This window comes from Streptomyces sp. NBC_00353 (assembly GCF_036108815.1).
In the GTDB taxonomy this organism is placed as follows: Bacteria; Actinomycetota; Actinomycetes; order Streptomycetales; family Streptomycetaceae; genus Streptomyces.
Map to the genome: position 1 here is coordinate 2207622 of NZ_CP107985.1, position 24814 is coordinate 2232435.

A 24814-nucleotide genomic window follows, 5' to 3' on the forward strand; every position below is an offset into this window, starting at 1 on the left:
GAGTCACCATGAATCTCAGCAGACGAACCCTTCTCGCCGCGACAGGCGCCACCGCGGCCGTATCCGCCACGACACTCGCCACATCGGCCGGTGCCGCGCACGCGCAGTCCGGCGACGCAGCCGGCGAAGCCTCCGAGGCGGTCGCCACCGTCGGTTTCGACGCGCTTCTGAAACGCGCCGAAACCCTCCTGACCGGCGGTGCGTTCGACCCTTCGGACGCCGATTTCGCCGCCGCGGCAGCGGCCCTGAACGCCACGGCGAAGGGGCTCTGGGACACCCTGGACCGCAGTGCGGGGCGGACCGCCCTCTGGCCGGACCTCTCCCCCGTCACCGACCCGGGCAACTTCGGCCAGAGCTACACCCGGCTGCGTACGCTCGCCACCGCCTGGGCCACCCCCGGTACCTCACTCGCCGGCAGCGCGGAGGTGGCGGACGCCCTCGTCGCCGCGCTGCGCTTCGCCCACGACACCGCGTACAACCCGGCCAAGCGCGAGACGGGCAACTGGTGGTTCTGGGAGATCGGCGCCCCCCGTGCGCTGATGGACTGCGCCGTCCTGCTGCGCGATCGTCTTCCGGCCGCCGACCTCGCGGCCTATCTGGCGGTCGTCGACCGCTTCTGCCCGGACGCGGACCGTCGCACCAACTCCCCCACGTTCGCCGAGACGGGGGCCAACCGCACGGACAAGGCCGTCATCGTCGCGCTGCGCGGGCTGCTGGGACAGGACGCGGCCAAGCTGGCATCGGCCCGCGACGCCCTCTCCGACGTACGCGACTCGGGACGCAACAGCCTGTTCCAGTACACGAGTTCGGGTGACGGCTTCTACGAGGACGGGTCGTTCGTCCAGCACGATGTGGTCGCTTACACGGGTACGTACGGCGCGGTGCTCCTCGGCGGCGCCGCCTATCTGCTGTCCCTGCTCGCGGACTCCGAGTGGGCGGTCGCCGACCCGAGCGTCTCCGTGATGTACGAGGCCGTCGAGCGGTCCTTCGCGCCGGTGGTCTTCGACGGGCTGATGATGGACTCGGTGCGCGGCCGGGCGATCTCCCGGGAGCGCGCCGGTGACCACCGGGACGGTGCGGCGGCCGTCGCCGCGATCCTGCTCCTGGCGACCGGCGCACCCGCCACGTACGCCGACCGCTGGCGTGAGCTGGTCAAGGGCTGGCTGACCCGCAACCGCACCACCCCGTTCGCGGCGCTCGCCACGCTCCCCCAGCTCGCCCTCGCCAAGGCTGTGCTGAACGACCGGAACATTCACCCCGGACCGCGCACCACCGGCCACTTCGTCTTCGCAGACATGGACCGGGTGGTGCACCGCCAGGCGCGATGGGCCTGCGCGCTGTCGCTCTCCTCGAAGCGCATCTCGGCGTACGAGGCGGGCAACGGCGAGAATCTGCATGGCTGGTACACCGGCGACGGCATGACGTATCTGTACGACGGCGACGACCTCGGGCAGTTCAACGACGGCTTCTGGCCGACCGTCGACCCGTACCGGCTGCCCGGCACCACGGTCGACACCCGGGAGCGAACCGATCTCGGCACCGCCGCCGGCACCTCCACCTACCGGCCGGCGAACACTGTCGCGGGCGGAGCGGTGCTCCACGATCGGTACGGTGCTGCCGCAATGGAGCTGATCGGCCCCGCAGGCACCACCCTGCGGACCAAGAAGTCGTGGTTCCTGCTGGACAACGCGGTGATCGCGCTGGGCGCGGGCATCTCGTCGAGCGACGGCCGCACGGTCGAGACGATCGTCGAGAACCGCAACCTCGGCCCGGACGGCACACAGCGGCTGCTGGTCGACGGCGTCCGGCAGCCCGCTGAGCAGGGCTGGACGGAGGAGTTCGGCCACGCCCGGTGGGCCCATGTCGACGGCGTCGGCGGCTACGTCTTCCCCGACCCCACTGCTCTGCACGCGCTGCGCGAGGAGCGGACCGGGAGCTGGCGGGCGATCAACACCGGGGCGGACACCGGCGGCGACACAGATCCGGTCACCCGCCGCTATCTCACGCTCTGGGTCGACCACGGTGTCTCCCCCGCCGGTGCCGGCTACTCCTATGTGCTGCTGCCCGGCGCCTCCGCGGCCGCGACCGCGGTCTGGTCGCACTCGCGACCGGTCCGGATCGTCGCCAACGACGCCACCGCACAGGCCGTGGAGGCCCGCAGGCAGGGGCTGACGGCAGTGAACTTCTGGGGCGCGGGCACCGCCGCCGGGATCACCGCATCCGGTCCGGCCTCGGTCCTGGTCCAGCGCCGGGGCCAGGAGCTCGCCGTCGCCGTCGCCGACCCGAGCCGCACCCTGACCTCGCTCACTGTCGAACTTCCCTTCCGTGTCAGCCGGGTGGTCACCGCGGACGACACCGTGTCCCTCGCACCGGGCCCGCGCCCCGTGCTCACGGTCGCGGTCGGCGGATCACGCGGCCACACGCACACCGCCGTGCTCTCCTGACCGGCCACCGGCGGCCGGTCCGTCAGCACCGGCCGCCGGTCCCCCGTTCCTCCTTGAGCTCACTGGTTACGATCTCACCGGCTTCTACGTCGACATGTGGGCGTACCCGATCGGCGCGGACGGCAAGGTCGCCGCCCTCGCCACGCTCGACCTGCCCATACCGCCCGTAGACCCGTCGCCCCTGACGGACTGAGGAGCACCACCCGCATGACCGCGCCCTTCCTGCACCTTCCCCCGACCGACCGGCTGCTGTCCTCGCGGACCGGCTGGACGCGCGCGCACTGGGAAGTCACGGCCGACCGCGTGCTCGATGCGATCGTCCCGTACGCGACCCCGGGCTTCGCCCAGTACCGGCTCCCCGGTCGGGCCAGTTGGTCGGGGGTGGTCTCGGACGGACTCGAGGGGTACGCACGCTCCTTCCTGATGGCGGCCTTCCGCATCGCCGGAGCGCAGGGGAACGTCGATCCGAAGCTGATCGAGCGCTACACGCAGGGTCTGACAACCGGCACCGACCCGGGGTCGGCCGAGGCCTGGCCCGAACTCACCGACTGCTCGCAGCAGATGGTCGAAGCGGCCTCGATCGCCGTGGGGCTGCACGAGACCCGCCCCTGGATCTGGGACAAGCTGGACACGCGCGTCCAGGAGCGGGTTGTCGACTGGCTCTCCGGATTTGTCGGCGGCCGCACCTGGGACAACAACTGGCGGCTCTTCCAGGTGGTGTCCGAGCAGTTCCTCGCCTCGGTGGGCGCCCCGTACAACCGCTCCGACATCGAGAGCAACCTGGACAGGATCGAGGACTGGTACGTCGGGGACGGCTGGTACACCGACGGGGACGGCCGGAACTTCGACTACTACATCGGCTGGGCGATGCATCTGTATCCGCTGCTCTGGTCGCGCATGGTGGGCCCGGACGACGACGGGGGCAGGACCGAGGTCTACCGGCAGCGGCTTTCCCGGTTCCTCGAGGACTACCCGCAGTTCTTCGGCTCCGACGGTGCGCCGGTGCACCAGGGGCGTTCGCTGACCTACCGGTTCGCGGCACTCGCACCGGTCTGGATGGGGGCGCTGGCCGACTGCACGCCGCTCGCGCCGGGGCTGACGCGCCGGCTCGCCTCGGGCACCCTGCGGCACTTCGTGGAGCGCGGCGTCCCTGACGAGCGGGGGCTCCTGACCCTCGGCTGGTACGACACGTTCCTGCCCAGCACCCAGCCGTACTCCGGTCCCGCGTCCCCGTACTGGGCGAGCAAGGGCTTCCTCGGGCTGCTGCTCCCGGCGGACCACCCGGTGTGGACGGAGCGCGAACTCCCGCTCCCCATCGAGGAGTCCGACCAGTACACCGCGCTGCCGGCACCGGGGTGGCTGCTGCACGGCACCCGGCACGACGGCATCGTCCGGCTGATCAACCACGGCAGCGACCACAACCCGCCGGCCGCGACCGACGACGCACCGCAGGCGGGCGAGGAGGATCCGCACTACGCGAGGCTCTGCTACTCGACGGCGACGGCCCCCGAGTCCGCTCCGCACGCCGTGGCGCGTTCCGTCGACGGCCATCTGGCGCTGCTCGCACCGGACGGCACCCCGTCACGACGGCGCAGGATCCATCCGTTGCGCTGCGAGGACCGGATCGCCTCGTCCTGGTACGCGGCCGAGCTGCCCGGTGACGAGCGTACGTACCGGATCGAGACGACGAGTGTGCTGCACGGCCCGTGGGAGATCCGGGTGCACCGGGTCGAGGCGCCGGAGGGTGCGATCGTGCGGGAGGGCGGTCATGCCGTGGCGCACGAGGAACGGCCGCGCGGCTCGTCGGGCCCCGGCTGGGCGATGGCGCGCACGGCCGACGGTCTGACCAGTGCCGTTGTCGCACTGTACGGCTGGGACACCGAGGAGGACTCGGAAACCGAGGGCGGCGCGGCGGGCGAGGACTGCTCGGAGGCCGTGCGGACCGCGCAGGCCGAGAGGGCCGCGGACGGCCCGGAGACCACGTACGGGTCCGGTGTCGCGCGGGACGTGCAGTCCAACGCTTACGGGCCGCACTCCGCGATCCCGTATCTGCGTGCCGATCGCCGTCCGGGCGGGCGGAGCGTCCATGTCTCGCTGATCGCGCTGTCCCGCGACACCGTGCATCCGCAGGCGTTGCGCACGTCGGTGGTGGTGCGGGCGGGTGCGGAGTCGGTGGTGCTGACCTTCCTGGACGGCACCACGGTCGAGGTGTGAGCGCCGGCGGCGGGGCGGTCAGGGCTCGATGCCCTGGTTGTCCTCCCGTCGGTCGATGTGCCCGATGAGTTCCTGCGCCAGGGACTTGATCGTGTCGAGGCCGGCCCTCTCCAAGGGGCGGGGCACGGTGTCGACGGCGCAGACGGCGCCCGGTGCGACGCCCGTACGGTCGATGAGCGGCGCCCCCAGACAGGAGCGGATGCCTGTCTCGTCGACGACCGGGTTGTCGGCGAATCTCGGGTGGTCGCAGACGTCCTCCAGGACCAGCGCCTTGCGACGTGCGACGACGTGCGGGCAGTAGCCGTGGTCGACGGGGGTCAGCAGCGGCCGCCCGGTCGCCTGCCGGCTCACGGATGGGCTCCGAAGCCGGAGAGCGGGGCCGGTGCCGAGGTGGCGTTGATCAGGTGCTGCACCAGCGTGACCAGCGCTCCGGTGCCCGAGCTGGCGATCCGGGCGTCGCAGAGGACGACGGGCACGTCGGGTCCGAGGTCGAGCGCGGCACGTACCTCCTCGGGGCCGTAGCGGTAGGAGCCGTCGAACTCGTTGACGGCGACGATGAATCCGATGCCGCGCCGTTCGAAGAAGTCGACGGCCGGGAAGCACTCCTCGAGTCTGCGGGTGTCCGCCAGCACGACCGCGCCGAGCGCGCCCTGGGAGAGCTCGTCCCACATGAACCAGAAGCGCTCCTGGCCCGGGGTACCGAACAGATAGAGCACATGCTGCTCGTCGAGGGTGATGCGGCCGAAGTCCATGGCGACCGTGGTCGCGGTCTTGGACTCGATCCCCTCGAGGCTGTCGGTCGCCACGCTGACCTGGGTCAGCAGCTCTTCCGTGCTCAGCGGTGCGATCTCGCTGACCGCGCCCACGAACGTCGTCTTGCCGACGCCGAAGCCACCCGCGACCAGGACCTTGAGTGCGACGGGGAAGTACTCGGTGCCCCCGGTGCCGTCACCCCCGGCCGAGCCGCGGAAGCCGTCAGAGCTGTCGTCGTAAGCCATCGAGCACTGCCTCCAGCAGGGATCGGTCGGTGGGCATGTCGTGAAAAGCCGGCGGATGCGCGGTGACTGCGCCGCAGTCCACCAGGTCGGAGACGAGCACCTTGGTGACCACCGCGGGCAGCCGCAGATGCGCGGCGATCTCGGCCACCGAGGTGGGGCCGCCGCACAGCCCCAGCGCCACGGAGTGCTCGGGGCCGAGATGAGTCTGCGGATCGCTGCCCGTGGCCATGACCAGGGAGAGCAGGTCGAGCACGGTCGTCGGACGGGTACGGCCGTCGCTCACGGTGTACGGACGGATGAGCCGGCCGGCCGCATCGTCGAGCAACGGCCCGTCCTGCGGGGCCGACACCCTCACAGCCCCGTGACGCTCGGTGCCCCGGCCGCTTGTCTGGCCGGGGTCATCAGATACGGCCGGACACTCTTGACCAGCATGGTCATCTCGTATCCGAGCACGGCGGCATCCGCTTCGCGTCCGGCGAGGACGGCGAGACAGGTGCCGGAACCGGCGGTGGAGACGAACAGCAGCGTCGAGTCGAGCTCCACCACCACCTGACGGACCTCTCCGTTGTCGCCGAAGCGCGCCCCGGCGCTGCGGCCGAGGGAGTACAGGCCGGCGGCCAGCGCCGCCATGTGGTCGGCGCTGTCGGCGTCCATGCCGTGGAGGGATTTCACCAGCCCGTCGGCGGAGAGCAGGACCGCGCTGCGCGTGTACGGCACACGCTGTACCAACCCGCTCAGCAGCCAGTCGAGGTCCGAGACCTGACCGGACGGCATATCGGTCGCCATGGTGCATCTACTCCTTGAGGGTGTTCGTTTCGAGCGGGTCCGGGACAGGGTGCGACGGTTCGGCGGGCGCGGTGAGTCCGCGGACCGGCAGCGGTTCGAGTGGGGCCGGCGGTTGCCAGGCCTGCGGTGCGGGCCCGTCGGGGGTGGCGTCCGGGGCCTGCGCGGTGTCGTCGTCCGAGGCGCTGCGGGCCTCGGCGAGCTCGATGCCCCGGCGGAAGGACGCCATCAGGCCGGGATCGTGCAGGACGGGTTGTTCGTCCTCGGTGCGCGGCGCGGGGGCCTCCCTGAGCTGCGGGACCAGGTGTTCCTGGTTGGCGCGCCTGGGGAGTTGGGGCCGGCCCATGGTGCCGCGTACGACTCCGGGGTCGGGCTGGAGCGCCGGCATCGCGTCGTCCGGGCGCTGGACGCCGGGCCGGGTGTCGGCGGGGGTGGGCCGGTCGACGCGCTCGGCCCGCAGCGGCAGTGGTGGGGCTTCGCCCTGCCTTCGCAACTGCTGCGGTGGCTGATGCAGCCGCAGCGGCTGACTGGGCACCTGCGGCTGCCGGTTCGGGGCCGGGGCGGGGCTCAGGTTCCGCTGGTGCGCGGTGTCGTCCTGGGCCGGTGGCCGGTGTACGGGGCCGGGCGGCGGGACCGGGCCGGCGTCGGCCGTCGTGGGCACGTCCCCTTCGACCCCGAGCAGGGACTGCGGCAGCACCAGTACGGCCTGTGTGCCGCCGTAGATGTTGCTCTGCAGCCGGACCGCGATGCCGTGTCTGCGGGCCAGTGATGCGACGACGAACAGTCCGATCCGGCCGTCCTGCAGCAGATGGGCGACGTTGACCCGGTCGGGGGCGGCGAGCAGCGTGTTCATCCGCTTCTGTTCGTTGCCCGGCATGCCGAGCCCGCGGTCCTCGACCTCCAGGGCGAGCCCGGCGGTGACGTGCTGGGCGCGCAACAGCACCTGGGTGTGCGGGGCGGAGAACACGGTGGCGTTCTCAACGAGTTCGGCCAGCAGATGGATCACATCGGCCACGGCGTGCCCGCGCAGCGTGCCGTCGATCGGCGGCACCAGCTTGACCCGCGGATAGTGCTCGACCTCGGCGATCGCCGAGCGCAGCACCTCGGTCATGGTGACCGGGTTGCTCCACTGCCGCCGGGAGACGGCGCCGCCGAGGACGGCGAGGTTCTCCGCATGCCGGCGGATGCGGGTGGCGAGATGGTCGACGTGGAACAGGCCCTTGAGCAGATCGGGGTCCTCGACCTCGTTCTCCAACTCGTCCAGCAGCTGAATCTCACGGTGTACGAGCGACTGGAGCCGGCGGGCGAGATTGACGAAGACCTCCACCCGCTGTTCCTCGCCCGATTCGTGGGTGAACCGGGCCGCCTGCACCACTGCGGCCACAGCCCCTTCGTGCGAGCGGCCCATTTCCTGCGCGAGCAGGTCGAAGGCGTCACTGCCCGGTGGGACGGGCTGCGGGGACCGCCGCGCGGGCATCGGTTCGCCGTTGCGCAACTGCTCCACCACCCGCTGCAGTTCGGCCTGCCCCTGTGCACTGGCACGGCGCAGGGCCAGACACCGGCCGAGGACGGTGGTGGCGACCCGGTTGGCGCCGAGGAAAGCGGCGACCACAGCGGCGACGGCCAGCGCCGCGGATCCGCCCAGCGCGGTCCAGAGCTGGGTGGTCATCGGTGCACTCGTGGAGCGGACGGTGATGATGACTGCCGCGGCGCCGCTCAGTGCCACGGCGATGGCCGGCAGCACGGCCGTGCGGAAGATCTGAGGCCGTATGCGGGCATCGGGGGACAGCTGTGCGGCGCGCGGCCTGGCGGTGGCCGAGTGGGCACGGGCCCCCGGCCGGCCGTGCCGTCCGCCTTCTCGGCGTTCCGGTCGCGCTTCGGGTGCGCGAAGTTGAGACATCAGCGTCCTCGGTACGTGGGGCACCAGGAATCGGCGTTCATGTGGTGGCCCTTACGTTGGTCGGTCAGGCTCGGGTCATCGGTCGGGCAGGCCCGAAAGATATGAGCCCACCGTTGATCACCGGCCACACACGGTAGTCGTCGATCGAGCATCCGTGGCGGGCAGTTGTAGAACTTGCCCGCCATCCGTCCCGCTCTGGTATGAGCTCTCGCACGGACAACCGAATGCGTCCACGAGCACGGAGGGTGCGCCGCGAAGGTCCCGCACTTCGATCACCGTGAGCCGATGCTCACCGAGGACGAGGTCTACGTGTATCGGCAGGCCGATCTGACCTGCGCGGAGCGAGGCGAAGCGCGCATGCCGCGGCCGACAGGCGCGGAGGGGTTGCCACGGGTCGGCAAGAGGCGGAGCGTTGAGACACGGGGGGAACAGCAGAACTCGGGGGTCTCCGCAGGACGAGGTTCATCATGAACAGAACTGTGCGTAGACGAATCCCAGCGTTCGTGTGTGCATCCGCCTTGGCCTCAGCGCTTGCGTTCTCCATAGCTGCGCCAACAGCCCAGGCGGCCCCACAGGTTCCGGCACAGACCACCGCGTCACAGGCCGCACCCACCAACTGGTGCGACTGGCACCCGTACGAGTGTGGATGGGGGCCCGCCACCTATCCCGTGTACCCCGTCTACCCTGTCTATCCCGTGTACCCCGTCTATCCCCTCTACGTCTACTAGTCACGACTCAGGCGATCTGTGGTTCGAGTAGGCACAGAACGATGGTGCGGCTGACGGGGCGGGTTCCCGGGGCGACTCAGCTGCGGGTCCGGTAGCGCAGGCTGGGGTTCGGTCTTGACACTCAACGTCGGCGCGGCAAGGGCGAGCACGCCATGCGCCGGCGCCGCTGCGTGCGACCGGTCTCACGGTCCGATGCACGGAGGCCCCACTCCGCCGCCTGGCCGGAAGAGTGGGGCCTCGGTGTGACGACTCGGCGATCCGCGTCTCGACGTGGACGCCGGATGGCGTCCTGCGTCAATGCGGTCAGGCCTTCATCCCTGCCCCGTCACCGCTCACCCGCAAGATCAAGATCGCGGTTGTCCTGTCCCTGAGCAACGTCCGTTGCTTTGTTCCGGCGCCAGGGGTGTGCGATCGGGGCAGCCACGGCCCGCCACCAGGGATCGAGGGGAAGCGTTCCCGCGGGCTCGAACGGCTCGCCCGGTTGGGGGAACGCAGCCGGCTGCTCGGCTTCCTCAGCGGCGTCCTTGGTCCACTCGCCGGGCTCCGCCCAGGGGTGAACGGCGAGATTGAAGGTGCCCCAGTGGATCGGCAGCATGACACCGTGCGGCTTGCCCCCTTGCAGGTCGAGCTGCGCCTGGATGCCCTCGTCGGGTGTCATATGGATGTCGGGCCAGTACTCCGAATACGCACCGATCTGGATCATCGTCGCGTCGAACGGGCCGTGCTCGGCGCCGATGTCCTTGAAACCGGGGAAGTAGCCGGTGTCCCCGGAGTGGTAGATCCGGTGCTCGGGGCCCGCGACGACCCAGGACGCCCAGAGCGTGTGCTGCTGGTTGCGCAGGCCGCGCCCGCAGAAGTGCCGGGCCGGGGTCGCGGTGAGGCTGATCCCGGCGATGTTCGTGGTCTCGTTCCAGTCGAGCTCGCGCACCCGGTCGGCGGACACGCCCCAGCGCTCCAGGTGGGCGCCGACACCGAGCGGCACCGCGAAGACCGTGTCCGTGCCCGCCAGGGCTCGGATCGTCGGCAGGTCGAGGTGGTCGTAGTGGTCGTGCGAGATCACGACCACGTCGAGCGGGCCGAGCGTCGCGAGCGGCAACGGCACCGGGTGCAGCCGCTTGGGCCCGGCGAACGCGAAGGGCGAACAGCGCTCGCCCCACACCGGGTCGAAGAGCACCCGGCGGCCGTCGATCTCGGCGAGCACGCTCGAGTGGCCCATCCAGGTGAGCCGCAGCCCTGAGGCGGGCGGCCGGGCGAGGTCGGCGAGGGTGGTCGCATGGACGGGCACCGCGCCGTTCGGCGACCTGCGTACCCGGTCCTCCTTGCGGAAGTAGACCTTCGCGAACTCCAGCGTCGAGCCGGACGGCCTGGTCCGCGCCCCCACCGGGTTCTGGAAGACCCCGTCGGCGAAATTGGGTGAGTTCCGGATGCGCTCCATGCGGGCGCCCCCCGGGTCGGCGCCGAATGCGGCGGGTCGCAGCGAACGCAGCCGGGTACGGAGCGGATGCAAGGAGTCAGCGCCGGTCACAACATCTCCTGAGGGAGTCGGTGTCGTTTCATTATGAGCAGGGGGTACGACGGCGCGAGTACGGGGCAGCCAACGGAATGACGGCCGGACCCCGCCGCCTCAGCCACGCGGCTGCCCGTACACGTGTTCGACATACAGCCGCAGTACGATCCGCCGGTCGCGGACCATCGCGCTGCGGTAATCGTCCCAGTCGGGGTGCTCGCCCTGCACGTCCCGGTAGAGCGTGATCAGCTCCTCGACGGTCGCGTCGGACGGATCGGCGGCGACCGGCGAGAGCTCGGCCGTGCCGTCCGCGACCGTCCAGGCCCAGCGGTCCTCGCTGGTGACGTGGTAGCTCGCCCGCGGATCGCGCCGCAGGTTCCGCGTCTTCGCCCGGTCGTCGGTGATCGAGACACGGATGATGCGCTCCGCGGGATAGTAGAAGTGATTGACATTGGACAGCTGGGGCCGGCCGTCCCGCTTCAGTGTCACGAGCACCCCGCCACTCTCCTCGGCGACCAGCCGAAGGAGCGCGTCCTGCTGTGCATCGATTCCCGTCATGCCGAATCCAACGTGCGTAACCATCGCAGGATTCCGCATTCGGCCACTCGCTCATGTCACATCCGGCGGCCGTCGCCCGTCGCATCCGTGACAGCAGCCCGCCGACACCGGTGGACACCCCACAAGGAGGCCGGCCATGACCGCCCGCATCTCGCTCGACCCGCCCCGCACCCTCCTCTTCCGCGCCGTGTCGTGGTATTCGAACCGTACGTACGGGAAGGTCATCGATCCCGTACGGGCCACCGCCCACCACACCGAGGTGCTGTGGGCCGGGCTCCGCTTCGAGCTGGCGGTCGGCCGCTGGAAGGCACTGGACCCGCAGCTGAAGGCACTCGCGGTGATGACGTCCGCGTCGACCATCGGCTGCAGCTGGTGCATGGACTTCGGGTACTGGGAGAACCACCGGCAGGGGATGGACACCCGCAAGCTGCGCGATGTGCCGGTGTGGCGGGAGAGCGAGGCGTACACGCCGCTGGAGCGCGACGTCATGGAGTACGCGGAGGCGATGAGCCTCACCCCACCCGAGGTCGGGGACGAACTGGTGGACCGGCTCAGGACCGCGCTCGGCGAGAAGGCACTGGTCGAGCTGACGACCATGGTCGCCGTGGAGAACATGCGCTCCCGCACCAATTCCGCACTCGGCCTGACCAGCCAGGGCTTCAAGGACCAGTGCGAGGTGCCGAGGCCCGCCGCGCAGCGCGCGGCGGACGCCGGCCACTGAACAGTGATTCAGCAAGGGCCACATTGACAGGGGTGCTCCCGCCTTCGGATACTGACTGGCGATTCAGTAAATCGCCGGTCGCGGCGGCCACGCCGAACAGCCGGACGCGCTCGCCCGGGCCCTGGCCCGGACCACTCCGGGGCCCACCCCGATCCCTGTTACCGAGGAGACACTCCGATGACGACACCGACGACGGCGCCGACGGTGTCCCCGTCCGCTCTGCCCGCCCCGCTGATCTCGCTGACCTGGACGGACCACGTCACCGGACGCCAGGGCCATCTGGTCGTCGACCGGCTGGTGCGCGGCGTGTCGAGTGGTGGGCTGCGGATGCGGGCCGGCTGCACGCTCGACGAGGTGGCGGGGCTTGCCCGGGGCATGACGATGAAGGAGGCCCTGCACTTCGATGCCGATGACACACAGGCGCGCTACATACCGCTCGGTGGCGCCAAGGGCGGCATCGACTGCGACCCGCGCGACCCGGAGGCGTACGGGGTGCTCGTGCGCTATCTGCAGGCCGTGCGTCCGTATATAGAGAACGTCTGGACGACCGGTGAGGATCTCGGACTCACCCAGGACATCGTCGACCGGGCGGCGGCCGAGGCGGGGCTCGTCTCCTCGATCCAGGCGGTCTATCCGCTCCTGGACGACGAGACGGCGGCGCGTCAGCGGCTCGCCGACGCGTTCGCCGTCGAGGTGGACGGCATCGGGCTCGACGAGCTGGTCGGCGGCTGCGGGGTAGCCGAGTCGGCGCTCGCCGCGCTGGACCGGGCGGGTGTCTCGTACACGGAGGCCAGGGTCTCCGTACAGGGGCTCGGCACCATGGGCGGGGCGACGGCGCGGTTCCTCGCCCGGGCCGGACTGAAGGTCGTCGCCGTCGCCGACATCAAGGGGACGATCGCCAACCCGGCGGGCCTCGATGTCGAGGCGCTGCTCGCGGCCCGGGACGCGTACGGAACGGTGGACCGCGGTGCCCTGCGGGACGGAGACCAGGAGCTGCCCGCCGACGCGTGGCTGACACAGGAGGCGGAGGTGCTCGTACCGGCAGCGGTCTCGTACGCCGTCGACGCCACCAACCAGGCCCGGATCAGCGCCCGTTGGATTGTCGAGGCGGCAAACATGCCGGTACTGCCGGAAGCGGAGGCACTGCTCGCCGAGCGCGGGATCACCGTACTGCCCGACGTGGTCGTCAACTCCGGTACGAACGCATGGTGGTGGTGGACGCTGTTCGGCGACATCGGCGCCGATGCCGAGGAGGCGTTCGGACACACCCGTCGCTCGATGCGGGCGCTGATCGGCCGGATGCTGGCCCGTGCCGAGGCCGACGGCTCCACACCCCGGGCGGCGGCCCATGCCCTCGTCGCCGAGCGGCTTCCGGTGATGGCCGAGCGGTTCGGCTGGTACCGGTGAGCCTGCCGTGCCGCCGGGCCCGCTGAGCCGCTGGACCTCTGTGGGGGCCCGACTCCCGTTTCCTCAGGGGCCGTACGGCGAATAGCTGCCATGGCAGCTTCCCGCCAGCTCCGACCGCCTCTGTTACGCCATGCTCCTGACAGTCTCACCTCACCACCCCCTGAAAACACACGAGTTCACGAGGTGAGAATGAGACGGACCAGATGGGCGGCGGCCTGCGCCACAGCGCTCGCCGCCGCCCTTGCCGGAGGATCGCTCCCTGCCGCCGCCGACCAGGCACCCACGTTCGCCGACCCGGCCCTGTCCCCGGGAGCGGGCGGCGGAATCCGCACCGTCACCCTGCTGACCGGCGACGTGGTGACGTACTCCGGCAGCGGGAGCGCCGTACAGATCAGCTCGATCGTGCCGGGATCCGGCCGCGAGGGCATGGGCTTCACCCGGTTCCGGGCGGACGGCCACGAGTACGCGGTGCCGATCGACGCCGTCGGGCAGATCTCGCAGGGCCGGGTGGACCAGCGGCTCTTCGACGTGACCGAGCTGGTCGCCTCGGGGTACTCGGACAGCAGCACCGACACGCTACGGGTCCTGGTCGGCGGCGCCACGCCGTCCGCCGGGAGCCCGGACGCGCCGAAGGGCGCCCGCGTCGCCGCGGCCTTCCGGACCACCGGGACCACGGCCCTGACCGTGCCCAAGAAGTCGGCCGGCACCGTGTGGAAGCAGCTCGGCACGGCCTCCCGGGCCCGCACCGAAGGCATCGGAAAGGTCTGGCTGGACGGCAGGGTGCGGGCCACGCTCGACACGTCCGTACCGCAGATCGGCGCGGACAAGGCGCACCGGGCCGGGATCACCGGGAAGGGCACCAAGGTCGCGGTTCTCGACACCGGCTACGACCGTGACCACCCCGATCTGAAGGACGCCGTCACCGCTTCGCAGAACTTCACCGAGGACGGCGACGTCCAGGACCTGCAGGGCCACGGCACCCATGTGTCATCGATCATCGCCGGTTCCGGAGCGGCGTCCGAAGGCCGCTACGCGGGCGTCGCGCCGGGCGCGGAGCTCGTCGAGGGCAAGGTCCTCGGCAATGACGGCTACGGCTACGACTCCTGGATCCTCGCGGGCATGCAGTGGGCCGTCGACCAGGGCGCCCGGATCGTCAATATGAGCCTCGGGTCGAACCTGGCCTCCGACGGCACCGACCCGCTGTCCACCGCGGTCGACAAGCTCTCCGCCGAGCACGGCACGCTGTTCGTGATCGCCGCGGGCAACAGCGGCGACCGGACGATCAGCGGGCCCGGCGCCGCCGATGCCGCCCTGACGGTCGGTTCCGTCACCAAGTCCGGTGAGATGTCGGCGTTCTCCTCGCGTGGACCGCGCGAGGGCCGGCCCGCGGTCAAGCCGGAGATCTCCGCGCCGGGCAGCGCCATCGTGGCCGCCCGCGCCGCCGGCACGCTCGACGACGCGGCCGTCACCGAGCAGTACGCCTCACTCTCCGGTACGTCGATGGCGAGCCCCCATGTCGCGGGCGCCGCCGCCCTGCTGGCCCAGCGCCACCCCGACTGGTCGGGGGCGCAGCTGAAGTCCGCACTCATCGGCAGCGCCGCCCCGGTGGCGGGTGCGTCGGTCGCCGACACGGGCGCCGGTCTCACCGACGTGCCGGCGGCGCTGGCGGCCAAGGTGGTCGCCGAACCCGCCACCCTGGCCGCCCACACCACGTACCCGAACGCCTCCGCCGCCGCGCAGAGCCATGAGGTGACGTGGACGAACACCACGGACAAGCCCGTGAAGCTGCGGCTGTCCGGGTCCGGCCGGGCGATCCGGCTGGGCGCGGAGACCGTGACCGTGCCCGCGCGCTCGTCCGCGGTCACGGACGTCACCCTCGAACCGTCGCGGGTCGAGGCGGGTACGACGTTCGGCGGGGCGGTCACCGCGACCTGGCCGGGCGGCGGCCGGGCGACGGTGCCCGTCTCGGTCGAGGCCGATCCTGAGACGTACACCCTCACCCTGACCGGTCCCGCACCGCGCGAGGGCGCCGAGCGCACCTCGACGGGTGCGGTCCTGCAGAACGAAAGGACCGGCGCGTCCCAGCTGATCGGGCTCGACGGCGCCAAGCCGAGGACGGTGACGCTGCCGCGCGGCAGTTACCGGATCCTGGGGCACACCTGGGAGTACGACACGGTGGGCAACACCGTCGTCGGGACCGCGGCGATCCACTTCGCCCGGCGGGTCACGGTCGGCCGGGACAGCTCCGTCACACTGGACACCGAGGGTGCGAAGCCGGTCAGGATCGGCGTGGACGACGGGTCGGCGCGGGTGTCACTGCAGTCGGCGACCGGGATCGTGTCACGCATCGGTTCCGGCACGGGCGCCCGGGACACCGGTCTGGTCGCGCCGAGCTCCGCCGGTCAGTACCGGGTGGAGGCGGTACCCACCACCGGTGGGACGCTGGACGGGCTCAGCTTCTTCGGCGGGCTGAGCTGGCAGCAGCGGGAGGTCGACGCGCATGAGCCCGGCTCCTCGGCCGACGCGCTGAAGCTGCTGCTCTCGCAGTACAGCATCTACAGCTGGCTGGGTACGGCCACCGGCGAGGTCGTCGACATCGGCACCGGGGCGGACACCGACCCGGCGGCCATGGACCTCAAGGGCAAGATCGTCCTGTGGACACCGGCCACCAGCCAGACCGCGTTCAACAACGCGCTCTACCAGAAGCTGTCGGACGCGGGCACGGCCGCCATCGTGTACGTGGGCTACGGGCTCTCGGTCTACAGGCCGACACCGGTACTCAGGCTGGACACGGCCAGTGTGCCCGCCCTGCGGGCCCGGCTGGCCGAGGGGCCGCTCACGCTGACGCTCGACGGCGTCAACAGCTCGGCGGACGCCTACTTCCTGCACCACTCGGTCGACGGCAGGGTCCCGGCCGGGGCCGACTGGTTCGACCGGCGGTCGGAACTGGCCAAGGTGACGACGGTGCAGCGCACGCACGGCTACCCGTCCGACCCCAAGGGCATGTACGCCTGGACGACCTGGCACGGGCTGACGCTCTTCCAGCAGTCCACCCGCTACCGTCCGCCGTCGGAGCAGACGCTCTACTACACCCCGGACGTGGCGTGGACGACGGCGACCTTCCACTACCAGTACGACGTCGCCGAACGGGTCTACCCGTTGGGGACGCTGGTCAGCGCACCGACCGTGTACCGCGCCGGCGGTGACTACCGGGACGACTGGATGTCCGCGCCCTTCAACCCGGCGCTCGGCAAGCAGGCCGGGCCCGCGCAGATCACCCGGGACGGCGACAAGCTGAACGTGGCGCTCCCGATGTTCTCCGACGCGGCCGGCCATCGCGCCGAGACGGCGCCGGTCGCGGACACCGGCAGCACGGTGCTGGCGGACGACAGCGGGAGGGTACTGGCCCGCAACGGCGCACCGGGCCGCGCCACCTTCGATCTGCCGCGCAAGGACAACTGGTACCGGCTGACCGTCGATGCCACCCGTACGTCGCCGGATCCGGTGACGTGGATGCTCGGGTCGCAGGTGGCCAGCGAGTGGCGGTTCCGCTCCGGCCACGAGAAGTCCGCTGCCGCGGCCCCGCTGCTGGACCTCGACTACCGGCTGCCGCTGACCGGCGAGAACGCGGCGGACGCGGGCAAGCCGCTCGACTACACGGTCGGCCTGACCGCACAGGGAAGCCGGCGGGCGCTTCCCATCGGGTCGTTGAAGGTCTGGTACGCGACGGACGGCACCGACTGGAAGCAGGCCACGGCGGCGCGCGCGGCAGACGGCCGGTGGAAGGTCACCGTGCCTTCCGCGGGCACCGCCAAGGTCGATCTGCGGACAACCGTCACGGACACGACCGGTGCGTCGCTGACGGAGACCCTGATCGACGCGTACAACTCGGGCTGCGCCGATATCTGGTGCTGACCGGGGCCTGACAGCTGGAAGCGAGTCGGGGGCGGGCCGCTTGCGGTCCCGCCCCCGACCTGTCGGGAACCCGTGCATTGGTTAGGGTGACGCCGTGGCGAGAGTGCGGTTGGGCGTGGCGGAACGACGCGAGGAGCTGCTGCGCGCTGCCGTCGAGCAGATCGAGGTGCGGGGCGTCGCCGCGGTACGGATCGCCGATGTGGCGTCCGTCCTCGGGGTGAGCAACGCCCTCGTGCTCTACCACTTCTCGACCAAGGAGAAGCTGGTCGCGGCTGCCTTCGCGCATGCGGCCGAGGCCGACCTGGCCCATCTGCGCAAGCTGCTCAGCCGCCGCACCAGTGCGGTACGGAGACTGCGCGCCGCCGTCCGCTGGTACGCGCCGACCGGGCAGGCCAAGGGGTGGCGGTTGTGGATCGAGGGCTGGGCGGTCTCGTTGCGCGATCCGGCGCTGCGCAATGTGGCCGGCGATCTCGACCAGCAGTGGAAGGCCGAACTGGCCGAGGTCCTCGAAGAAGGGGCCGCCGCAGGGGAGTTCCACTGCGACGATCCGATGTCCGTGGCCTGGCGGCTGACCGCCCTGCTGGACGGTCTGGCCGTCCAGATGACGTCGTACGCCGGTCCGCTCTCCCGGGCCACGATGCTGGCGTGGACCGACGAGGCGCTCGCCCGCGAGCTGGGCATCGACCAGGAGGCACTGACGGCCTGACCCTGCCGGCTCCCCTCTCCGCACTCCCCGTTTCCTCCCGGCTCCCTCCCGTCCTGTCCGACGATCAGGTCTGACGCAGTGGGGCGTAGGTCTCGCCATCGAGTCCGAACGTCCAGGCCACACCCTCCTTCGCGGTCCTGGTCGTCGGCGGCACCCGCAGCCAGTACGTACGGTGCGTCCCGTCCGGCTCCGGGGTGGAGTTGACCACCTCGACCATCACCACGTCCTCGTCGCCCTGAAGCGCGATCCGCCAGAGGGTTCCCGTCTCGTCCCGGTGCACCGGCTCGGCGCCCGACTCGGCGAGGTAGCGGTCGTAGCCGTAGAACTCCAGCATCACGCGACGCAGTTCCGCGTTCTCCTCGTTGCGTATCCGCTCGGGGGTCAGGGCCGCCAGTTCCGCGAGGAACTCGGCGGGGACCGGCATGCCGCGCCAGGCGTGGAGCGCGAACCCGTCGCGGTACGAGAGGGCCGGGCCGTCCCCGCGGTCCAGCCGGCCCGCCTCGTCGCGGTGGAGTGCCTCCGGGCGTTCGCTGAGCACCACCGTGCGCTCGTAGGGCCACCACCAGCCCGCGTTCCTGGCCACCGCCGCCAGGCCCTCGAGCCGGTCCCCGCGGCCGTCGAATGCGGCGAGCCACGCGGCGTCGTGCTGGCCGAGCACCGCGTCGAGCAGCACCAGCCGTACGTCCGACTCGTCCTCGGGCCGCTGGGCGAGGGCCGCGACGACACCCGCCCGTATCCGGTCGGCGAGCGCCGCCGTGGTCTCCCAGAGCTGGGCGCCCGTGGCCGCCCAGAGGGCGGACCAGCCGGCCGGGCCCAGCTCGTCGTACATCCGGCGCCGTTCGTCCGCCCACGGGCGGGTCCGTACCTCGTCGCGCACCGAGCGTCCCGCGCCGACGAGTTTCTCGACGGCCTCGACGGCCGCCTTCGGCGAGTCGGCCCAGACGAATTCCTCCGGCTCCGCAAGTCCCGCACTGCGGTAGGCGAGGCGGACGCCGTCCTCGGCCGCGGCCCGGTCCGCCGCGCCGGTCGCCGCCGCCACGGCCCGCCATGAGTCCACATACTGCATCGGTTGTCCCCGTCCCCTGTTTCGCTGTCCGGTCCTGAATCTCTGCTGTTGCACGCCTTGTCCGCTGCCCACCGGGCGCTCCGGGCGTGCCGGTCAGTCCGCGACGATGCGAACCGCGCCGGGTGCGTACTCCCGCTGGCGCACCACGCGGTACCAGCCCTTCGACAGCGGGATCGCCGCATGCTCCTCGTGCACCACCCGGCCACCGTCGGGGAGATGGAGCAGCATCGGGCCGAAGGCGCCCGCCTCGCGCATCAGCCGGCCGGGCCCCTGAACCGCATGCGCATGACCGGTGACCTCGCCGAGGGCGAGCACCAGTCGCCCTCGGGCGTCCCGCGGCTCTCCCGGCGCGTCCACCAGATGCGCGGGCACCGCCGACTCCTCCAACGACACGATCAGTACATCGCCCTGCCGGTACACAGACGTCTCCCCTCCACGGCGGCACCCGCTGTGCCGGCCATGGAGAAAACGCTACGAGGAGGGTCTGACAATCGGTCACGACCGGTCCCGCCCGCCGCATTGTCAGTGCCGCTTGATAAACCTTGCGGACATCAGCCGATCCCAGTCTCAGGAGTTCAGGGCCATGTCCGGTGTGGATCACCTGCACGAGTTGCTCGGCCTTCCGGCCGTCGACTTCCAGCACGCGACGGGCGAGGCCCCGGCGCAGCCCGCGGACGCCGCGGCCTGGCGTATCTCGGTCGACCCGTACGACGACGAGTCCGAGATGACCTGGGAGGAGGCGTTCCAGGCGTTCCTCGGGGCGGTCGACCCGGGCGGTGTGCGGGCCCTGATCATCGGACAGTGGGGGGAGGCGACCGACGAGACGTCGTCCTACCCGATCGGCCTGGTGATCGCCGCGGCCGACCGGCTGACGTCACTGGAGGCGATATTCGTCGGCGACATGACGAGCGAGGAGCACGAGATCTCCTGGATCGAGCAGTGCGACGTCACCGCGCTGCTGACCGCGTTCCCGGCGCTGCTCGAACTGGGTGTGCGCGGCGGCACCGATCTGAGGTTCTCCCCCTTGAAGCACGATCGGCTGCGTTCGCTGACCATCGAGACCGGCGGCCTTCCGGTCGGCGTGATCCGCGGCATTCTGGACAGCGAGCTGCCGGCGCTGGAGCGGCTCGATCTCTGGCTGGGCGTCTCCGAGTACGGCGGCGACGCGGATGTCGCGGACCTGGCCCCGCTGCTCTCCGGCTCGCGGTTCCCCCGGCTTCACCACCTCGGCCTGCGCAACAGCGAGCTGCAGAACGAGATCGCGGGCGCCGTCGCGAGCGCCCCGGTCGTCGCCCAGCTCCGCACCCTCGACCTGTCGAACGGCACGCTGGGCGACGAGGGCGCGGCCGCGCTGCTCGAAGGCCAGCCGCTGACCCATCTCGAACGGCTCGATCTGCACCACCACTTCCTCACCGAGCCGATGGAGCGCCGGATCAAGGAGGCGCTGGAACCGCACGGTGTGCAGGTCGATCTCTCCGAGCGCGAGGTGCCGTGGGGCAACCGCGGGATCGAAGGCCGCTACACCACGGTTGCGGAGTGATGCGCGATGACGGACATCGAACACCCCGAGTCCTGGCACGGGTTGCCGGTCCTCACGCTGCCCGGCCCCGACCTGCCGCACGCTGATCCTCTCCCGGCGGCGGACGCGGTCGCCTGGCGGCTGGAGAGCGCCTGGCAGGACGACCTGACGTTTGCCGCACTGTGGGAGCACTTCCTCGACACGGTGGACACGACCGCGGTGCGGGCCCTGCTGATCGGCCCCTGGTGGGAGGAGGACTACACCCCCCTCGCGCCGGTCGTCGAGCTGCTGTGTGCTCATGCGGACCGCTTCCCGTCCCTGAGGGCGCTCTTCCTCGCCGATGTCGTCAGCGAGGAGTGCGAGCTCTCGTGGCTGCAGATGTCCGACATCACCCCTGTGGTCGAGGCGTTCGAGCACCTGGAGGAGTTGACCGTACGCGGATGCGGCGAGCCGATCGAGGGCACGGAGATCCTCGGCCTGCAGCCGGTGCGGCACACATCGCTCAGGTCGCTTCGGTTCGAGTCGGGCGGGCTCCCGGCCGGCGTCGTGCGGGCGATCGGTGCTTCGGAGCTGCCCGCGCTGGAGCATCTCGAACTCTGGCTGGGCGTCACCGAGTACGGCGGCGACTCGACGGTCGACGACCTCGCCCCGCTGCTGTCCGGTGCCGCGTTCCCGAAGCTGCGCCATCTGGGTCTGCAGAACAGCGAGATCCAGGACGAGATCGCGGCCGCGGTGGCCTCGGCCCCGGTCGTCGCCCACCTGGAGTCGCTCTCCCTCGCGATGGGGACCCTCAGCGACAACGGCGCCGAGTCGCTGCTCGCGGGCCAGCCCCTCACTCATCTGACCTCGCTGGATCTGCACCATCACTACATCAGCGACCCGTTGGTCGACCGGCTCAGGGGTCTGATCGGACCGGACCGGGTGAACGGCGAACCGCACGAGGTGGAGTACTGGGATCCGGATGAGGACGACGAGCGTTATGTCGCCGTCTCCGAGTAGCCCGGGCGGTCCGGTGCCACGCTTTGCCGTCGTCGGCGTTCCCGGGAACCGTCGGGTGACGCTGTTCCAGGACGCGGTACGCGCCGCCGGGCTGCCGGCCGCGCGGGTCGTGCCCTGGCCGGCGGTGCTGCGCGGCGAGGCGGCGTTCCGGCCGGGCGAGACCGTACGGATGGACTCGCCCGGTGAGGATGCCGAGGTGGAACGGCTGCTGCGGGCGGTGGACGATCCGACGAGGGTCGAGGGCACCGCTCTCTGGTATGCCCACTTCACCGCGGCCGTACGGGAGGTGGCGCGGGCGGCAGCTGAGGCCGGTGCCGAGTTGCTCGACGATCCGGGCGATGTGGCGGTGCTGTTCGACAAGCGGCTCTGCCATGGCGTACTGGACGGCGCCGCAGTTCCCGTGCCTGCGTCCGCGACCTCCGGGGCCGGGGCGCCCGTGGTCCGCGGCTGGGCGGACGTGCGTGCGCTGATGGCCGGGCACGGTATGCCGCGGGCCTTCGTGAAGCTCGCGCACGGCTCGTCCGCCTCGGGGGTGCTCGCCGTGGAGACGGCCGGGCCGGGCCGCGTGCGGGCGACGACGTCGGTGGAGCGCGACGCCGCCGGGCGGCTCTTCAACTCGTTGCGGGTACGCCGCTGTACGACGGAGCGCGAGGTGGCGGCGATCGTCGACACGCTCGCACCGGACGGACTGCACATCGAGCGCTGGCTGCCCAAGGCATCGCAGCATGGGCGGTCGGCGGATCTGCGGGTCGTGGTGGTGGCAGGTCGCGCGACCCATGCCGTCGTACGGACCAGCCGCTCCCCCATGACCAATCTTCACCTGGGCGGGGAGCGCGGAAGTCTTGACGAGGTCCGCGCGGCCGTCCGGGCGGCGGGCGGCAGCTGGGCCGAGGTCCTCGCCGTGTGCGAGCGGGCCGCCGCCTGCTTCCCGGAGACGCTGTGCGTGGCCGTCGATCTGCTGCCCGCGACGGGCTGGCGTCGGTTCGCCGTCGGCGAGGTCAACGCCTTCGGCGATCTGCTGCCACGCCTGACCGGCCTCCCGGGCAGTGGCGCCGAGGGTCTGGACACCTATGCGGCGCAGGTCGCCGCCGTACTGAACAGAGCAAGGAACCACCGTGCAACCACCACTGCCTGATACCGGCGCCTCCCCCACCGACGCCCGGAACCCGGACATGAGCGAGATCGTGGGCAGCCACGATCTGTTGCTGATCACGCTCGACACCCTGCGGTACGACGTGGCGGCGGAGCTCGCCGCCGCCGGCCGCATCCCTCATCTGGCCCGTCATCTCCCGGGCGGAGCATGGGAGGAGCGGCATGCTCCCGGCAGCTTCACGTACGCCTCCCACCAGGCGATCTTCGCGGGCTTCCTGCCGACGCCCGCTGCCCCCGGCCCGCATCCGCGGCTGTTCGCGGCGCGTTTCGCGGGCAGTGAGACCACGGCCTCCCGCACCTTTGTCTTCGACACCCCCGATCTGGTGTCCGCTCTCGCCGGGGCCGGTTACCGCACGGTGTGCATCGGTGGCGTCGGGTTCTTCAACCGGCAGGGCCCGCTCGGTTCGGTTCTGCCGGGCATGTTCCAGGAGAGCCACTGGGAACCGGAGTTCGGGGTTGCGTCGCCCACTTCCTTCGAGGCCCAGGTGGCCCGGGCCGAGCAGGTCGTGGCCCGGCTTCCGGCCGAACAGCGGCTGTTCCTCTTCGTCAACGTGTCGGCGCTGCACCAGCCCAACTGGTTCCACCGGACGGGCGCCACCCCGGAGGCGGGTGACTCCCGCGCCACGCATGCCGCCGCCCTGGAGTACGTCGACGCGCACATCGGCCGGCTCTTCACCGTCGCGGGCAGCCGCCGCCGTTGCTTCGCCATCGTCTGCTCCGACCACGGCACGGCGTACGGGGACGACGGCTACACCGGTCACCGGCTCGGCCACGAGTCCGTCTGGACCGTTCCGTACGCGCACTTCTTCCTGGAACCGGGGGCCACCGCATGCTGACGAGTCAGCCGACCATCCGTCCGTACCAGAGCTATGTCTACGCCTATCCGCACAAGACGGCGTACGGAAGGCTCGACGCACACCCCGCCGGGCGGCCCGCACTGCGCGAATTGTGGGCAGCGGAGCGCAAGGACGCGCTGTCGCTCTATCTCCACATACCGTTCTGCGAGGTCCGCTGCGGCTTCTGCAACCTCTTCACCAGAATCGGCGCTCCCGATGAACTGACGACCCGCTACCTCGACGCGCTGGAGCGACAGGCCACCGCCGTCCGGGACGCGCTGGGGGACGAGTCGCCGGTACGGTTCGCCGCGGCGGCGTTCGGCGGCGGCACCCCCACCTTTCTGACCGCCGCGGAACTGGAGCGGCTCTGCGACATCGCGGAGCAGCGGATGGGTGCCGACCTGCGCTCGGTACCGCTGTCGGTCGAGACGTCGCCGTCGACCGCGACGGCCGACCGGCTGGCCGTTCTCGCCGACCGCGGGACGACCAGGATCAGCATCGGCGTACAGAGCTTCGTCGACGCGGAAGCCCGCGCGGCGGTCCGCCCGCAGCACCGCGCCGATGTGGAAGCCGCCCTCGGCCGGATCCGTGACGTGCGCATCCCGGTCCTCAACATCGACCTGATCTACGGCATCGACGGGCAGACGGAGGACAGCTGGCGCACCTCGCTGGACGCCGCGCTCGGCTGGCAGCCGGAGCAGCTCTATCTCTATCCGCTGTACGTGCGCCCGCTGACCGGTCTGGGCCGGTTCGGCGCCGACGTCGAGGCCGCGGCGGACGCGGCGTGGGACGAGCAGCGGCTGCGGCTGTACCGGGCGGGCCGGGACCATCTTCTCGCCCACGGCTACGAGCAGGTGTCGATGCGGATGTTCCGCCGCGCGGACGCCCCGCAGGAGGGCCCCGCCGACTACGCGTGCCAGACGGACGGCATGATCGGCCTGGGCTGCGGCGCCCGTTCGTACACCACACGGCTGCACTACTCGTTCGACTACGCGGTGGAGATGCGTGAGGTGCGGGCGATCATCGACGGCTACACCGCCACCGAGGACTTCTCACGCGCCGAAGTGGGCCGCTACGTCGACGGCGACGAGGCGCGCAGACGCCATCTCCTGCAGTCGCTGCTCCAGGCCCGGGGGCTGCAACCGGCCGACTACCGCGAGCGGTTCGGCACCTTGCCCGGTGACGACTTCCGCGTCGAGCTGGACCGGTTCGAGGCGCGCGGCTGGCTGGACGGCGCCGCCGACGCGGCCGGGCTGCTGCGGCTGTCGCCCGAGGGCCTCGCACACTCCGACGCCCTGGGTCCCGAGCTGTTCTCCCCCGCCGTACGGGCCGCGATGGCCGCGTACGAACTGAAGTGAGCG

The 24814-nt window shown here is 71.3% G+C and carries 19 protein-coding genes and 1 pseudogene; 11 read left to right on the plus strand and 9 right to left on the minus strand.

The annotated features are described in order from the left end of the window. The first annotated feature begins 8 nt into the window (after positions 1-8). Together OHA88_RS10395 and OHA88_RS10400 are read left to right on the plus strand one after the other, a co-directional pair. Positions 9-2444, plus strand: coding sequence for a polysaccharide lyase 8 family protein (locus OHA88_RS10395; RefSeq protein WP_328625245.1), 2436 nt, complete (start codon positions 9-11; stop codon positions 2442-2444). 207 nt (positions 2445-2651) lie between these two features. Beyond that, positions 2652-4658 carry a DUF2264 domain-containing protein gene (locus OHA88_RS10400; protein ID WP_328625246.1) on the plus strand — a complete coding sequence of 669 codons (2007 nt, stop codon included), beginning with the start codon at positions 2652-2654 and terminating at the stop codon, positions 4656-4658. Positions 4659-4676: 18 nt separating this feature from the next. On the opposite strand, the pseudogene OHA88_RS10405 reads toward OHA88_RS10400, so the two are convergent. From OHA88_RS10405 to OHA88_RS10435, 7 genes and pseudogenes are all read right to left on the minus strand, one after another. Continuing rightward, positions 4677-4967: pseudogene (locus OHA88_RS10405) on the minus strand (GAF domain-containing protein); the annotation flags it as partial. A 38-nt stretch (positions 4968-5005) separates the two neighbouring features. Next, entirely contained in the window at positions 5006-5656 is a 651-nt protein-coding gene (locus OHA88_RS10410) for a GTP-binding protein (protein ID WP_328625247.1), read from the minus strand. Next, the gene (locus OHA88_RS10415) at positions 5634-6005 is read right to left on the minus strand and encodes a DUF742 domain-containing protein (RefSeq protein ID WP_326625636.1); all 372 of its coding nucleotides are present in this window, start codon (positions 6003-6005) and stop codon (positions 5634-5636) included. Before OHA88_RS10415 ends, OHA88_RS10410 begins: the two co-directional genes overlap by 23 nt. A 2-nt stretch (positions 6006-6007) precedes the next feature. Beyond that, positions 6008-6442: a roadblock/LC7 domain-containing protein gene (locus OHA88_RS10420; protein WP_326606840.1), complete on the minus strand. Its 435-nt coding sequence runs from the start codon at positions 6440-6442 to the stop codon at positions 6008-6010. Positions 6443-6449: 7 nt separating this feature from the next. Beyond that, on the minus strand, positions 6450-8339 hold the full coding sequence (locus OHA88_RS10425) for an ATP-binding protein (protein ID WP_328625248.1): 1890 nt from the start codon (positions 8337-8339) through the stop codon (positions 6450-6452). Positions 8340-9392: 1053 nt separating this feature from the next. Beyond that, entirely contained in the window at positions 9393-10592 is a 1200-nt protein-coding gene (locus OHA88_RS10430; RefSeq protein ID WP_328625249.1) for an MBL fold metallo-hydrolase, read from the minus strand. Between the two features lie 99 nt (positions 10593-10691). After that, positions 10692-11132, minus strand: coding sequence for a PPOX class F420-dependent oxidoreductase (locus tag OHA88_RS10435; protein WP_328625250.1), 441 nt, complete (start codon positions 11130-11132; stop codon positions 10692-10694). Between the two features lie 136 nt (positions 11133-11268). Between OHA88_RS10435 and OHA88_RS10440 the strand changes: the two genes are divergently transcribed. From OHA88_RS10440 to OHA88_RS10455, 4 genes are all read left to right on the plus strand, one after another. Then, positions 11269-11853: a carboxymuconolactone decarboxylase family protein gene (locus OHA88_RS10440; RefSeq protein WP_328625251.1), complete on the plus strand. Its 585-nt coding sequence runs from the start codon at positions 11269-11271 to the stop codon at positions 11851-11853. Between the two features lie 177 nt (positions 11854-12030). Beyond that, a complete protein-coding gene (locus tag OHA88_RS10445) occupies positions 12031-13260 on the plus strand; it encodes a glutamate dehydrogenase (RefSeq protein ID WP_328625252.1) in 1230 nt (409 codons plus the stop codon). A gap of 189 nt (positions 13261-13449) precedes the next feature. Further along, a complete protein-coding gene (locus OHA88_RS10450; RefSeq protein WP_328625253.1) occupies positions 13450-17175 on the plus strand; it encodes a S8 family serine peptidase in 3726 nt (1241 codons plus the stop codon). Positions 17176-17290: 115 nt separating this feature from the next. Further along, a complete protein-coding gene (locus tag OHA88_RS10455; RefSeq protein ID WP_425897647.1) occupies positions 17291-17881 on the plus strand; it encodes a TetR/AcrR family transcriptional regulator in 591 nt (196 codons plus the stop codon). Between the two features lie 64 nt (positions 17882-17945). Here OHA88_RS10455 and OHA88_RS10460 read toward each other — a convergent pair whose 3' ends face one another. Both OHA88_RS10460 and OHA88_RS10465 read right to left on the minus strand, forming a co-directional pair. Beyond that, a complete protein-coding gene (locus OHA88_RS10460) occupies positions 17946-18947 on the minus strand; it encodes a DUF6745 domain-containing protein (RefSeq protein WP_328625255.1) in 1002 nt (333 codons plus the stop codon). Positions 18948-19040: 93 nt separating this feature from the next. Then, entirely contained in the window at positions 19041-19367 is a 327-nt protein-coding gene (locus OHA88_RS10465) for a hypothetical protein (protein WP_093769959.1), read from the minus strand. Between the two features lie 163 nt (positions 19368-19530). On the opposite strand from OHA88_RS10465, the gene OHA88_RS10470 reads away from it, so the two are divergent. From OHA88_RS10470 to OHA88_RS10490, 5 genes are read left to right on the plus strand one after another with little or no spacing between them, the layout of a single operon-like run. Continuing rightward, positions 19531-20487 carry an STM4015 family protein gene (locus tag OHA88_RS10470; protein ID WP_328625256.1) on the plus strand — a complete coding sequence of 319 codons (957 nt, stop codon included), beginning with the start codon at positions 19531-19533 and terminating at the stop codon, positions 20485-20487. A 6-nt stretch (positions 20488-20493) separates the two neighbouring features. Continuing rightward, entirely contained in the window at positions 20494-21465 is a 972-nt protein-coding gene (locus OHA88_RS10475) for an STM4015 family protein (protein WP_328625257.1), read from the plus strand. Beyond that, on the plus strand, positions 21446-22600 hold the full coding sequence (locus tag OHA88_RS10480; RefSeq protein WP_328625258.1) for an STM4014 family protein: 1155 nt from the start codon (positions 21446-21448) through the stop codon (positions 22598-22600). The genes OHA88_RS10475 and OHA88_RS10480 overlap by 20 nt, the downstream gene beginning before the upstream one ends. Positions 22601-22637: 37 nt before the next feature. Next, positions 22638-23453, plus strand: coding sequence for an STM4013/SEN3800 family hydrolase (locus OHA88_RS10485; protein ID WP_328629646.1), 816 nt, complete (start codon positions 22638-22640; stop codon positions 23451-23453). Then, a complete protein-coding gene (locus OHA88_RS10490; RefSeq protein ID WP_328625259.1) occupies positions 23447-24811 on the plus strand; it encodes an STM4012 family radical SAM protein in 1365 nt (454 codons plus the stop codon). Before OHA88_RS10485 ends, OHA88_RS10490 begins: the two co-directional genes overlap by 7 nt. Positions 24812-24814: the final 3 nt, after the last annotated feature.

Coding starts and splice junctions, on each gene's coding strand:
- OHA88_RS10395 (WP_328625245.1), top strand. CDS start 9: ATGAATCTCAGCAGACGAACCCTTCTCGCCGCGACAGGCGCCACCGCG.
- OHA88_RS10400 (WP_328625246.1), top strand. CDS start 2,652: ATGACCGCGCCCTTCCTGCACCTTCCCCCGACCGACCGGCTGCTGTCC.
- OHA88_RS10410 (WP_328625247.1), bottom strand. CDS start 5,656: ATGGCTTACGACGACAGCTCTGACGGCTTCCGCGGCTCGGCCGGGGGT.
- OHA88_RS10420 (WP_326606840.1), bottom strand. CDS start 6,442: ATGGCGACCGATATGCCGTCCGGTCAGGTCTCGGACCTCGACTGGCTG.
- OHA88_RS10425 (WP_328625248.1), bottom strand. CDS start 8,339: ATGTCTCAACTTCGCGCACCCGAAGCGCGACCGGAACGCCGAGAAGGC.
- OHA88_RS10435 (WP_328625250.1), bottom strand. CDS start 11,132: ATGACGGGAATCGATGCACAGCAGGACGCGCTCCTTCGGCTGGTCGCC.
- OHA88_RS10440 (WP_328625251.1), top strand. CDS start 11,269: ATGACCGCCCGCATCTCGCTCGACCCGCCCCGCACCCTCCTCTTCCGC.
- OHA88_RS10445 (WP_328625252.1), top strand. CDS start 12,031: ATGACGACACCGACGACGGCGCCGACGGTGTCCCCGTCCGCTCTGCCC.
- OHA88_RS10450 (WP_328625253.1), top strand. CDS start 13,450: ATGAGACGGACCAGATGGGCGGCGGCCTGCGCCACAGCGCTCGCCGCC.
- OHA88_RS10460 (WP_328625255.1), bottom strand. CDS start 18,947: ATGCAGTATGTGGACTCATGGCGGGCCGTGGCGGCGGCGACCGGCGCG.
- OHA88_RS10470 (WP_328625256.1), top strand. CDS start 19,531: ATGTCCGGTGTGGATCACCTGCACGAGTTGCTCGGCCTTCCGGCCGTC.
- OHA88_RS10475 (WP_328625257.1), top strand. CDS start 20,494: ATGACGGACATCGAACACCCCGAGTCCTGGCACGGGTTGCCGGTCCTC.
- OHA88_RS10480 (WP_328625258.1), top strand. CDS start 21,446: ATGTCGCCGTCTCCGAGTAGCCCGGGCGGTCCGGTGCCACGCTTTGCC.
- OHA88_RS10485 (WP_328629646.1), top strand. CDS start 22,638: ATGAGCGAGATCGTGGGCAGCCACGATCTGTTGCTGATCACGCTCGAC.
- OHA88_RS10490 (WP_328625259.1), top strand. CDS start 23,447: ATGCTGACGAGTCAGCCGACCATCCGTCCGTACCAGAGCTATGTCTAC.